Source organism: Streptomyces sp. NPDC050759, from assembly GCF_044456945.1.
GTDB lineage: Bacteria > Actinomycetota > Actinomycetes > Streptomycetales > Streptomycetaceae > Streptomyces.
This window is the reverse complement of record NZ_JBITGI010000006.1, coordinates 366,290-378,691: the sequence shown is the minus strand read 5'-3', so window position 1 is coordinate 378,691 and position 12,402 is coordinate 366,290. Positions and strand designations below refer to the sequence as shown.

Genomic DNA, 12,402 nt, shown 5'->3' with positions numbered 1-12,402 from the left:
TGGACCCGCAAGTCCTTCCTCCGAGGAATGGCCGCCGTCGGCGCGGCCCCCTTCCTCCCCGGACTGATCCCCACCAGCGCCCACGCGGTCGCCTCGGACCGCCCCGCCTTCCCGCTGGCGGCGGGCGGCACGGCCGTCGGTATCTTCGTGGACGCGGCGGACGACCCCGCCGTCGTCCGCGCCGCGGGCGACCTCCAGTCGGACGTCGAACGGGTCTCCGGGACGAGACCCGACCTGCTGCACACGCTCCCCCGAAGCGCCCCCTTGCTCGTCCTGGTGGGCACCCTCGGCGCGAGCCCCGCCATCGACCGCCTCGTCTCGCAGGGCCGCCTGGACGTCTCCCGGGTGAAGGGCCGCTGGGAGGCGTCCGTGACGCAGGTGATCGAGCGTCCGCTGCCCGGCGTGGACCGCGCCCTGGTCATCGCGGGCAGCGACCGGCGCGGCACGGTCTACGGGATCTACGACACCTCGGAACGCATCGGCGTCTCCCCCTGGTACTGGTGGGCCGACGTCCCCGTCGAGCGCCGCGACACGGTGACCGTCCCCGCGGGACCCTTCACCCGCCATGAGCCCTCGGTCCGCTACCGCGGCATCTTCATCAACGACGAGCAGAATCTGACCACTTGGTCCCACCGCACCCAGGAGACCGACAAGAACATCGGCCCGGAGACGTACAAGCGCGTCTTCGAGCTGCTGCTGCGCCTGAAGGCCAACTACCTGTGGCCGGCGATGCATCCGTACTCCGACTTCTTCAACAAGTACCGGGAGAACCCCGAACTCGCCGACCGCTACGGCATCGTCGTCGGCTCCAGCCACCCCGAGGCCCTGCTCCGCAACGGTGTCCACGAGTGGGAGCCGTGGATCGCCGAGCACCCGAACACCGACGGCAGTGCGCCGGTCTACGACTACACGGTCAATCCCGCTGTCATCTCCGACTACTGGAGAGCGCGGGCGAGACAGAACGCGGCGTTCGAGAGCAGCTGGACGCTCGGCATGCGCGGCCTGCACGACAGCGCGCTGGAGACGAAGTACGCGACGACGATCCCGGAGAAGGTCGTGGTGATGAACGACATCATCGCCGACCAGCGCCGGATCCTCGCCGAAGAGGTCGGGGCGGCTGCCGAGCCGCAGATCTTCATCCCGTACAAGGAGGTCCTGGACCTGTACAACGCGGGCGTCCAGGTCCCCGACGACGTCACGCTGATCTGGCCGGACGACAATCACGGCAACATGCGCCAGCTGCCGAACGAGGCGGAGCGGGCGCGGTCGGGCGGCAACGGGATCTACTACCACCTCTCCTACTGGGGGCGTCCGAAGAGCTACCTGTGGCTGGACACGACCCAGGTGGCCAAGGTCTGGCAGGAGTTGCGGCGGGTCTACGAGCACGGCACGGACCGCATGTGGATCTTCAACGTCGGTGACCTCAAGTCGATCGAGACCGGCCTGTCCTTCGCGATGGACATGGCCTGGGACGTGGACCGCTGGGAGGCCGACGAGGTCGAGGGCTTCCTGGCGGAGTGGGCGGGGAGGCAGTTCGGGCGACGCCACGCCGGGGAGATCGCCGCGATCCGCACGGAGTACTACCGGCTCGCCGGGGAGCTGCGCCCCGAGTTCATCGCCGCGGGCCTGGTCTCCGTCGTCCACCACGGCGACGAGGCCGGGCGCCGGATGGCAGCGTACGACCGACTCCTCGCGCAGGTCCGGGCGGTGGGCGCCGAGCTGCCCGACGCATATCGGGACGCCTTCTACGAGCTGGTCGAATATCCGGTGCACGGCGCGTACTTGATGAACCTCAAGTACTACTGGGCGGACCGCAACGCGCTCGCCGCCCGGCAGGGCCGTGGGGCCGGCACGAACCGCTTCGCGGACCTCGCGCTCGCCGCGCACACGGCGGAGGCTGCTCTCACCAGCCGGTACAACACCGAGGTGGCGGGCGGGAAGTGGGACGGGATCGTCAACCCGTACCCGTCCCAGATTCCGAAGGCGCCGGGGCGCCCGACCGTCACCAGGGTGACCCGGCAGGAGACCAGCGGGCTCGGGGTGGCGGCGGAGGGGAACGAGACCGGGGCTGGCCGGCCGCTGTCGTTCTCCTCGTACACCCGCGACCGGCGCTTCGTCGACGTCTTCAACACCGGGTTCCTGCCCCTGGACTGGGCGGCCGAGGCCAGTCACCCGTGGGTGAGGCTCAGCACGGCCGGTGGCTCGCTCACCGAACAGCGGCGGGTGTGGGTGGAGATCGACTGGGAGCGTGCGCCCGAGGGTGCCCAGGAGGCCACGGTCGCCTTCACCGGCGCGGGGCAGCGCTTCGACGTGCCGCTTCGGGTGGTCAACGGCCGCCGCCGGGCCCGTGGCTTCGTCGAGGCCCACGGTTACGTGTCGATCGACGCGGCGCACGCCGACCAGCGGGTGGGCCGAGGCGGCTGCCGCTGGCGGACCGTGCGGGGCCTGGGACGTCGTACGGGAGCCGTCGAAGCCGTTCCTTCCACGGCGGCTCCGATCACCGGTGACGTCGCCTCCCGTGCACCGGAGTTGCGGTACCGGGTGCGGTTCGGCAGCACCGGTACCTTCCCCGTCACCGTCTTCCGGCTGCCCTCGCTGGACGAGCGCGGGCAGCGGCGGGTGGCCGTCGGACTCGACGACCAGCCGGTGACCGTGCTGTCCGGGCAGGCCGTCGCGACCGGCAACCGGGGGGACGCCTGGGCCCGCCAGGTGGAGGACGGCGTCGAGCGGCTGACCGCCACCGTGACGGTCGCCGAGGCCGGGGAGCATGTGCTGAGGGTCTTCATGGTCGATCCGGCGATCGCGGTGGACCAGATCGTGATCGACACGGGCGGCCTGCCCGCCACCTACCTCGCGCCGCCGGAGAGCTACCACCCGGCGTTCAACCCGGAGCCCGCGCCCGGTCCGGGCCTGGAGGCACCGGACCAGTAGCCCGAGGACTTCGTGCGGGCCGCCGGTCCCCCGTGCCGGCGGCCCGCACGCGTCGCGGCCGGCGCTGTCGTCCCCGCGGGGAGACAGGCGTATCCGACGGGCCGCCCTCCCCCCACTGCGGCCCGCCGGAGCTTCGATGTGCTGGAGTACATCCGAGAACGTCGATGGTGCTCGGATGAAGTGTGGGTCAGCGAGGTACTGGGCCGGTATGGGTACAACTGCGTATGAGCGGGTGCTGTCGGTCGCCGTGGCCGCGCTCCACGAACGCGACGCCGATCGACTGTGGCCCCTGCTGGCGGCCGAACTGCCGGTCCTGTGCGGTGGCGACGCCCTGATCTACAAGCTGGACAACTGGAACGAGAGCGAGGGCACGCTCGGTCTGTCCCCCGGTGCCGCCACGGAGTTCGCCGCGCTCGGGGCCGAGGACACCGCGCTGCTGCGCGCGGGATATCCGTTCGCCCGGCACTACGCGGACAGACCCGACCGGGCGCCGGTCACGGCCCGTCGGGTGGCCGGCCGTTGCTGGGCGGGAAGCCCGACCGCGCGGCTGCTCGACAGCGTCCTGGACGTCGACCATGTGCTGGGCGTTCCGCTGCCGCAGTCGACCACCCCGGTCACCGGGTGCATGGTGTACCGCTCCGGGCGGGACTTCACCGACGACGAACTGCGCCTGGCCGAGCAGTTGCAGCCCCTGCTGGCCGCCGTCGAGCAGCAGCGGCAGCTCCTGCGGCGGCTCAGCACCCCGTCCGAGGAGGCGGCCGACGTGTCGCTCACGCCCCGGGAGACGACCGTGCTGCTCCTGCTCGGCGACGCCCTGACCGCCGTGTCGATCGGCCGCAGACTCGGCATATCCGAGCGCACGGTCCACAAGCACATCGCGAACATCTACCGCAAGCTCGGCACGCACGACCGCGTCAGTACGGTGCTGCACGCCCAGCGGCTCGGGCTCGTCCCTAGGAGCGTGTCCCAGTAACCGGCAACCTGCATGGGTGCGGCTCGTTTCGAGTGACGGTCGCGATCAAGCGGTGAGGGCGTAGTTCTCCTGGTTGGGGTAGAGGCGCTCGTGCTCACGGGCGGTATGGAAGCGCCAGTAGGGGTCGAGGTCTCCGTTGGAGACGATGGCACGCAGTCGCAGGACGGCTTCGGCTCCGGGCAGGCCCCAGCGGGCGCCGGTGATGTCGAGGCGGTCGGCGATCAAGTGGCGGCAGGCGCCCTCGACCGCGCCGGTGGCAATCGGCCACCCGCTCGCAAGTGCCGTGTCGTAGCGGAGCTGGTCGAGGTGGCCGGTCAGGTAGCGGTGGCAGGCATCGACGGCCTCGCGCCGGGTGGTCGACAGTCGCTCCCGGGTGGCTTGTGCGGTCATGGCGTGGGCGGTGCGGGCGGCGTGGCCTGCGAGGATCGCGGTCAGATGGTCGGCTGCCCAGGCTTCGGCCTCGGTGGTGCCCGGTTGTGGAAAGCGTGGGCTGCGGCCCAGACGTACTCGGCGACGTGCACGAAGTCCAGCAGCACGTGCACCGTGACGCCGCGTCGGTCGGTCTCGGCGGTGATCAGGTCGAGCTGGTGACGGGCGCCGTCGACCAGGACGACCCACGGCCGCAGATGCCTCGGATCGCGCGCCTCGGCCTGGTCGAAGGCATCGGCGATGACCTGCTCGGGCGGACGGATCAGGGAGGCGGTGCACCACTTGTTCTCCGCCCTCGGCCCCGGGCGAGCGGGACGTTCGCCGCTGCGCCCGCCGGGCGGGTGGATCACATCGTGCGGACGCCGGGGAGCCGGGCGGGTGTCGAAGACGCAGGCCACGGTCGCCATCCGCTTGCGGTTCGGCTTCTCGCCCGGCGCGAGCCGGCCGCGATGACCGGTCGCGGCCTTCGCGGCGGCCCGGCGGGTGGCCTCGCGCAGAGCCTCGGGCCGCATGACCACGCCCTTGCCGTCCACCTGGACCACCAACGGCATCTCGCGGCTGCAGGGAGCCGGAATCCTGGTCCGGTAGAAGTCGTCGACGTCGACCGCGGCGGCGACCACGAGCTCTTCCGGCCTGCGCTTGCCGAGCACTTTCCCACAGCCGCGCTCGACCGCATCGTGCGCCTGGTCGAACGAGCCGCGGACGGCCTCGGTGACAGCGAGCCGACGCAGGCCCATCGAATGCCGGCCAGCCGGCAGCGACAGCGCGACGTCGGCGGGATGGACATTGCCCAGGCCCCGGCCCCGGTGGGCGACCCGCGTGACCCGGACCAGTCCGAACACGCTGGCCAGCCAACGCGAGTGTCCTGTCTCCCGCCAGCGCCGCACCTGTCCCTCCGGCCCGGTCACGGGCGGCCCGCCGCTGCCACGGACCTCTTCCTCCTGCAGCCTCGCGCGCAGGTCCAGATGGTCCTGCAGCAGTTGTCGTAACAGCTCCCGCCCGGCCACGTCGAGGCGTTCTTCCAGCTCGGCGTGGGTCCACGCGCTCGCATCGCTGCCCGACAAGGTGCACATCAGGGTCTCGAAGGCGCTGACCGAGCGCGCAAAGGGGTCAGTGGTGGCACGAGTGTCGTACGGTTTCATCTCCGGGGCTCTTCCCGTCCTGCTTCGATATGGGTCGCACCTTCGAATGTAGGCGCGGAAGAGCCCTGCTGTTAACGGGAGTTGGGCGAAGCAGCCATCCGGCGACGGGCCGGGGTGAACATCCCCGGGGTGTCCTCGTCCAGCCAGCCCCGGTCCACCAGCCGCTTCAACTTCGACCGCGTGCCCTCGATCTTCCCGGTCTCGGCCGGCAGGCCGATCCTCGGCACGATCTGCTTGGCGCGGACCGGCCCTGGCGCGTCTGCCACCACCTCCAGGATGTCCCGATACGCCCGCGGCAGGACCTCCGAACCTATGCCGGGCTGCCAGTTCGGCACCGTCAGCACCCCGATGACCTGCCGCTCGGCCCCCGCATACGCCGACGCGAGCCGCTCACCCGCAGCCGGCTGTCCAGCATCGACGGCCGCCGCCGACTTCTCCGGGGTCATCTCCGCGAGCACTTCGGCGACCGTCTCCCGCGCGATCCGCAACCGCTCCAGGCTCTCCCGGGCCAGCTCCAGCTTCCCGGCCAGCTCGGCGACCTCGGCCTCCAACTCCTCCCCCCGCACCCGGGCAGCCACCTCGCGTGCTTCCAACTCCTCAAACAGCGAGCCCATCCGCCACCCTCCTTCACCACCACGGTAGAGAGGAGCAGCCCGGGACACAGCCCGTCCGCATCGTCCACGCCCTGGCTCCGGTCGGCTTTCAAACGCCGGCAGGCCGACGGTGCGGAGGGGACTGCGCTCCGAAGAGAAGATCTTGAGGTTTGCGCGATGAGTTCCGAAAGGGACGCCGGTATGTACTCACGGGCCCCTTCGGTCCCGACCAAGTGCAATGACTGGAGAGAATGATGTCCGACAACCGCGCGAACGACACGGCCGCGATCACTGCTGTCCTTGAGAGCCTCTACAAGGCATGGGACGACGGCGACGCCGACGCCTTCGTCGCCGACTACACGCAGGAAGCCACCGCGATCATGCCCGGCTCCTACCGCGCCTCCCGCGAGGAGGTTCGGCAGGGCATGGCGGCGGGGTTCGCCTCTTTCCTGAAGGGCACCACAACGAGCAACCGGCAACTGGGGATCCGGTTCCTGGGTCGCGACGGCGCGATCGTCGTGAGCGAGGCCGGCATCCTCTTCCCCGGCGAGTCCGAGGTTCCCGCCGACCGGGTCGTGTACGCGACCTGGGTGTTGGAGAAGCGCGACGACGCCTGGCTGATCGCCGCCTACCACAACAGCCCGGCCAAGTCCGCCAGCTGATCCAGAGTCAGTCCTGCACGGGTCCGCCCGCACCTGTCGGGCGGGCCCGCGCCGACGGGCGGATCAGCCGTCGACCTTCTGCGCCAAGCCGAAGGTGGCGAACACGTCGGCGTCCTGGAAGACCGAGACACGGCTGATGCCGCCGGCCGTGACCGTGAAAACCTGCAGGGTGTGCAGCTCGAACACGCCGGCGTCCCCGCGCCGATAGGCGGCGAAGCCGGCCTGCCCGTTGGCCCGCACCGGCAGCAACCGCCAGGCCTTGCCGGCCTCGGCGAACACCCAGCCCATGAAGCTCGCGTAGTTCTCGCGGCCGGTGAACCAGTTGACCATGGGCGGCATCTCCATGAGGACGTCCTCGGTCACCACCCGCAGCAACCCTTGGATGTCCGCCCGGACGAAGGCCGCCATGTACCGGTCCACCCACGACCGTTGCTCTGCGTCGGAAGGCTCAGCGACCTGCTCCTGCAGCACTCCCGCGGCCCGGATCCGGGCGCGAGCCCTCTGCAGCGAGCTGTTCACGGCCGCGACCGAGGTCTCCAGGATGTGCGCTGCCTCCGCCGCCGGGTAGTCGAGCACGTCGCGCAGGATCAGGACGGCGCGCTCTCTCGGTGACAGCAATTGCAGTGCTGCGACGAAGGCCAGCCGCAGGCTGCCCCTGTCGATCGCCGCGGTGGCCGGGGCGCCCAGGCCGAGCAGGCTGTCCGGGAGTGGCTGCAACCAGGTTGCCTCCCCGCCGTGGACGAGCGGGCCCAGCGGTTCGCTCTCGGTGACCAGACCCGAGGGCATGGGGCGGCGGCCAAGCCCGTCCAGCGCGGTCAAACACGCATTCGTGGCGATCCGGTACAGCCAGGTCCGCAGGGAGGCACGCGACGAGTCGTAACGGTCCCGCGCACGCCACGCCCGCAGACACGTCTCCTGCACGAGTTCCTCGGCGTCGTGGACCGAGCCGAGCATCCGGTAGCAGTGCGCCAGCAACTCCGGCCGGTGCCGCTGCACCAAGGTCTCGAAGTCCCCCGTCGACGTCATCCCCGCGCTGCCGCCCTTCCGGTCCGCTCATCCGCCCCTACGGTATCCGCCTCACGGGGCCGGTAGCAGCCGTTCTGCTGCCGGGAACATCGGTCGGGCGGACGCTGTGCTCTCGCCGCGTCCTGCGCGGAGCAGGCGGGTACGTGAGGAACCGGGCTTCCACGCCGCCCACGAGCACCCGCGCATCTACCCACCTTGACCAGCAGGATTACGACCTCACCGCTTGCTCGCGAGCTTCACTCGAAACGAACCGCACCCAACCTGCATAGGCTTCACGCTCGTTTGCGGGGATGATCCCGGTGTGCGTGGGGGTGGTCATCACACCATGTGCGAATGCGCCATAACGGTTGGCCAGCGCATGGTTCACTGCCGAGGTGGCTGATGACTTGGAAATCATTCTGTTCGAGTCTGGCGAGGCATTCGAGTGCTGGCTGGGCGAGCATCACTCTTCCTCGCCCGGGATCTGGCTGAAGCTCAGGAAGAAGGCCCGCGGGGTCGTGGCTCTGGACTACGCGCAGGCCCTCGATGTGGCACTTTGCTACGGCTGGATCGACGGACAGAAGCGCAAGTTCGACGACTGCCATTGGCTGCAGCGGTTCACGCCGCGCAAGCCGAAGAGCAAGTGGTCCAAGATCAACCGCGATAAAGTCGCGGCCCTGCTCGAACAGGGACGCATGCGACCGCCGGGACTTGCCGAGGTCGAGCGTGCCAAGGCGGATGGCCGCTGGGATGCCGCGTACGACGGGGCGAAGAACGCCTCGGTGCCGGACGATCTGGCCGAGGTCCTCGCGGCGAACCCCGCCGCTGCGGAGTTTTTCGCGGCACTGGACGGCCAGAACCGATACGCGATCCTGTACCGCGTCCAGGACGCGAAGAAGCCCGAGACCCGGGCGCGGCGGATCCAGAAGTATGTAGCGATGCTGGCCGACCAGCAGAAGCTCCACCCCTGAAAACGCCGCCCGTGGCGTTCACCCCCTTGCTGATCCCGTCCACTTTCCGAAAGCAGCGTGAGATGACCGACGACGTACGAGCCGTCGCGCAGCGCATGTACGAGGCGTTCAACGCCCGTGACCTCGCTGCGGCGCAGGAACTCTTCTGCGCCGACTTCGTGAGCCACCCGCTGGGCACCGTTGGCGTCGACAGCGTCGTGAAGGCGTGGAGCGGGCTCCACAGCATGTTCCCCAACATCCGGGTCATCGTCGAGGACATGCTCGTGGATGCGGACAAAGCCGCGGTTCGCACGACCTTGCACGGCGTCCGGGCGGGCATCGAGGAACCGTCCCCTTCGATGATGGAGATCTTCCGAGTACAAGACGGCCGCATCACCGAGCTGTGGGGCATATCCACACTCAACCGCTCCGCGGACAGCAGCGCGAACCCGGGCTGATCACATGCGGGATGACTGCGGTATGCGTGGCAACGATGGGCTGTTCGAGGTCGAGCCGGTCGAGACGAAGCAGCCGCAGGGTCGTCCGGCGGCGGTGGGCAAGACGTTCCGGGCGTTCGAACCGCACCAGGTCCTGCTGCTGCCGCCATCGCTGGACGACTGGCTGCCCGAGGACCACCTGGCCCGGTTCGTCTCCGATCTGGTCGACGAGGTGCTCGACTTGTCGCCGATTCTGGCGGACTACACCGAAAAGCGCGGCTACCCGCCGTACGATCCGCGGCTGATGGTGCGGCTGCTGATCTACGGCTACACCACCGGGGTGCGCTCCTCGCGGGCGATCGCGCGTAAGTGTGTCGATGACGTCGCGTTCCGGTTCCTGGCCGCCGACCAGGCTCCGGACTTCCGCTCGATCTCACGGTTCCGCCGCCGCCACCTGGACGCGCTCGCCGACCTGTTCCTGCAGTCGCTGCACCTGGCGCGGAAGCTGGACATGGTCAAGATGGGTCGCGTCGCGCTGGACGGCACCAAGCTGGAGGCCAGCGCCTCCGAGCACAAGGCGATGAGCTACGGCCGCCTGATCGGCAAGGAAGAGCAGATCGAAGCCGAGATCGCCGCCCTGGAGTCCACGGCCCGGTCCCTGCTGGACGACGCCGAAGCAGTCGATACCGCCGAAGATGCCCGGTTCGGCGTGGACGGCAAAGAGGCCGACCTGCCCGCCGAGCTGGACCGGCGTGAGAAGCGCCTGGCCAGGCTGCAGGCCGCCCGCGCGCAGATCGAGGCCGAGGCCGCCGACAAGGCCCGCGCTCACGCCCAGGACAGGAACGCCGCCGTCAGGAGCGCGCCGGGACCAGCGACGAGCGGGCCGTCACCGACGCGGGCGAGCAGACAGCAGCCAAGGCCCGGCCCAAGCCCAAGGCGCAGGCCAACTTCACCGACCCCGACTCGCGGATCATGAAGAACAGCGACGGCGCCTACATCCAGGCCTACAACGCCCAGGCCGTCGTCGATGAAAAGCACCAGGTCATCACGGCCGCCGACATCACCACCAACGCATCGGACGCCCGGAACTACACCCCGATGCTCGACCAGTCCGCGCACAACACCGGCGTCCACCCCAAGCAGGCCCTCGTCGACGCCGGCTACTGCTCCGGGACCAACCTGCAAGCCGCCCAAGAGCGCCAACTCGCCTGCGGCACCGACACGTTCATGGCCACCGGCCGACTCGGCCACGACGAACAGGTCCCGCCCGCACCCCGCGGACGCATACCCGCCAGCGCCACCCTCAAGGAGCGCATGGCCCGCACACTGCGGACCAAGCCCGGCAAGGCCGCCTACAGCCGCCGCAAAGCCATCGTCGAACCCGTCTTCGGCCAGATCATGACCTGCCAGAACGGCCGCCAACTCCTCCTACGCGGCGAGGACGGCGCCCGCGGCGAGTGGCGACTGCCGGCCGCCTGCCACAACCTCCGCAAGATCTTCCGACACGCCGGAACCGTAGGACTCGCCGCGGCGATCGGCTGACCAGCCCGGCCAACGGCCTCAGCGGGCCACACCGGCCTCAGCGGGCCGCAATCCCCCTCCGACCGACCCGCCCATCGGCCCCACAGGCGCTGACCGGGCGACCACGACCGATCCCGCCCATCACGACCTCCCGGCCAGTTGCCCGTTACCGAGACACGCTCCTAGGGCACCGGCGGCCCGCCCTTGAGGCGTTCCAGGTCGGAGGGGCGGACCTGGATGACCACGACGGCGATGAGCGCGGCGACCACCGTGAAGATCGCGGCCATCACGAAGGCGGCCGAGACGCCGGCGGTGAGGACCTCGTCGCCCCAGGAGCCCGGGAGCTGACCGGTGCGCTGGAACAGACGGCGCTCGGCCGGGGTGGCCTGGGCGAGGAAGCGCGGGACCTGCTTCTCCGCCTCGTTGGTGCTGGCCGTGCCGAACATCGTGACCAGGATGGACAACCCGAGCGAACCGCCCACCTGCTGGGTGGCGTTGAGGAGCCCGGAGGCCGCGCCGGTCTCCGCGGTGGGCACGTTGGACAGCGCCATCAGGGTCAGCGACACGAACTCCATGCCCATGCCGAGGCTGAAGACGAGCATCGGCCCGAGGACACTGCCCGCGTAGGTGGAGTGGACGTCCGTCTGGGTCAGCCAGCCCAGCCCGGCCGCCGCGAGGATCGCGCCCCCGACCATGAAGGGCTTGGGCCCGTACACGGGCAGGAAACGCGAGGCGAGACCGGCGCCGATCGCGATGACCGCGCTGACCGGGAGGAACGCGAACCCGGTCGCCAACGGGCTGAAGTCGAGCACGTTCTGTGTGAAGAGGGTCAGGAAGAAGAACATGCCGAAGATCGCGGCCGCGAGGCACAGCATGATGCCGTAGGTGCCCGCGCGGTTGCGGTCGGCGAACATGTGCAGCGGGGTGATCGGCTGCCGGGATCGCTTCTCGATCAGCACGAACACCACGAGGAGGACGACCGCGGCGGCGAACGAGGCCAGGGTGAACGCGTCCCGCCAGCCTTCCTGGGCAGCGCGGATGAAGCCGTACACCAGCAGCACCATGCCCGCGGTGGCGGTCAGCGCACCGGCGATGTCGAAGTTGCCGGGATGCCGCTCCGACTCACGGATCCAGCGGGGCGTGGCGAGCGCGATGAGCAGTCCGATGGGGACGTTGACGAACAGCACCCACCGCCAGTTGAGGTACTCGACGAGGACCCCGCCGGCCAGCAGTCCGATCGCTCCGCCGCCCGCCGACACCGCGGCGAAGACGCCGAACGCCCGGTTGCGCTCGGGGCCTTCACGGAAGGTCGTACTGACCAGGGAGAGGGCGGTCGGGGACGCGATGGCGCCGCCTACGCCCTGGAGGGCACGTGCGGCGAGGAGTTGGGCCTCGTTCTGCGCGAGCCCGCCGAGCAGGGACGCGAGCACGAACAGCAGTACTCCGAAGACGAACACGCGGCGTCTGCCGAGGATGTCGCCGGTCCTGCCGCCGAGCAGCAACAGCCCGCCGAAGGTGAGGGTGTACGCGTTGACCACCCAGGCCAGGCTGGTGGTGGAGAAGTCGAGGGAGCGCTGGATGTCCGGGAGCGCGATGTTCACGATGGTGATGTCGAGCACCACCATGAGCTGGCAGGACGCGATGACGAGAAGGGCCATGGCGTTTCCGCCGCCGCCGGAGTCCGGTGGGGCCGTCCGTGGTGCAGAACTCGCCTGCGGGTCGCTGCTCATGGTCTCCGTTCGACCGTACGCCCCCGCCG

Annotated in this window: 8 protein-coding genes and 2 pseudogenes; 6 read left to right on the top strand and 4 right to left on the bottom strand. The window is 70.0% G+C overall.

Annotated features, from left to right (window positions below; genetic code table 11):
• Nucleotides 1-27: 27 nt before the first annotated feature.
• Both ACIBJB_RS21075 and ACIBJB_RS21070 read left to right on the top strand, forming a co-directional pair.
• Nucleotides 28-2,931 (top strand): glycosyl hydrolase 115 family protein, encoded by a 2,904-nt coding sequence (locus tag ACIBJB_RS21075; RefSeq protein ID WP_398932698.1) that lies wholly within the window; start codon nucleotides 28-30, stop codon nucleotides 2,929-2,931.
• Nucleotides 2,932-3,139: 208 nt separating this feature from the next.
• A complete protein-coding gene (locus ACIBJB_RS21070; protein ID WP_398932609.1) occupies nucleotides 3,140-3,904 on the top strand; it encodes a response regulator transcription factor in 765 nt (254 codons plus the stop codon).
• Nucleotides 3,905-3,949: 45 nt separating this feature from the next.
• Here ACIBJB_RS21070 and ACIBJB_RS21065 read toward each other — a convergent pair.
• Nucleotides 3,950-5,475, bottom strand: a pseudogene (locus ACIBJB_RS21065) (ISKra4 family transposase).
• Nucleotides 5,476-5,546: 71 nt separating this feature from the next.
• The gene (locus tag ACIBJB_RS21060; RefSeq protein WP_398932608.1) at nucleotides 5,547-6,089 is read right to left on the bottom strand and encodes a hypothetical protein; all 543 of its coding nucleotides are present in this window, start codon (nucleotides 6,087-6,089) and stop codon (nucleotides 5,547-5,549) included.
• A 233-nt stretch (nucleotides 6,090-6,322) separates the two neighbouring features.
• On the opposite strand from ACIBJB_RS21060, the gene ACIBJB_RS21055 reads away from it, so the two are divergent.
• Nucleotides 6,323-6,730, top strand: a complete 408-nt coding sequence (locus ACIBJB_RS21055) for an SgcJ/EcaC family oxidoreductase (RefSeq protein ID WP_398932607.1) — start codon at nucleotides 6,323-6,325, stop codon at nucleotides 6,728-6,730.
• Between the two features lie 63 nt (nucleotides 6,731-6,793).
• Here ACIBJB_RS21055 and ACIBJB_RS21050 read toward each other — a convergent pair whose 3' ends face one another.
• Nucleotides 6,794-7,756: an RNA polymerase subunit sigma-70 gene (locus tag ACIBJB_RS21050; RefSeq protein WP_398932606.1), complete on the bottom strand. Its 963-nt coding sequence runs from the start codon at nucleotides 7,754-7,756 to the stop codon at nucleotides 6,794-6,796.
• 374 nt (nucleotides 7,757-8,130) lie between these two features.
• On the opposite strand from ACIBJB_RS21050, the gene ACIBJB_RS21045 reads away from it, so the two are divergent.
• From ACIBJB_RS21045 to ACIBJB_RS21035, 3 genes and pseudogenes are all read left to right on the top strand, one after another.
• Complete coding sequence (locus tag ACIBJB_RS21045) at nucleotides 8,131-8,706, top strand: YdeI family protein (protein WP_398932605.1); 576 nt, start codon at nucleotides 8,131-8,133, stop codon at nucleotides 8,704-8,706.
• 62 nt (nucleotides 8,707-8,768) lie between these two features.
• Entirely contained in the window at nucleotides 8,769-9,143 is a 375-nt protein-coding gene (locus tag ACIBJB_RS21040; RefSeq protein ID WP_398932604.1) for an ester cyclase, read from the top strand.
• 40 nt (nucleotides 9,144-9,183) lie between these two features.
• Nucleotides 9,184-10,664: pseudogene (locus ACIBJB_RS21035) on the top strand (IS1182 family transposase).
• 161 nt (nucleotides 10,665-10,825) lie between these two features.
• Here ACIBJB_RS21035 and ACIBJB_RS21030 read toward each other — a convergent pair.
• Nucleotides 10,826-12,301 (bottom strand): MFS transporter, encoded by a 1,476-nt coding sequence (locus ACIBJB_RS21030; RefSeq protein ID WP_398932697.1) that lies wholly within the window; start codon nucleotides 12,299-12,301, stop codon nucleotides 10,826-10,828.
• Nucleotides 12,302-12,402: the final 101 nt, after the last annotated feature.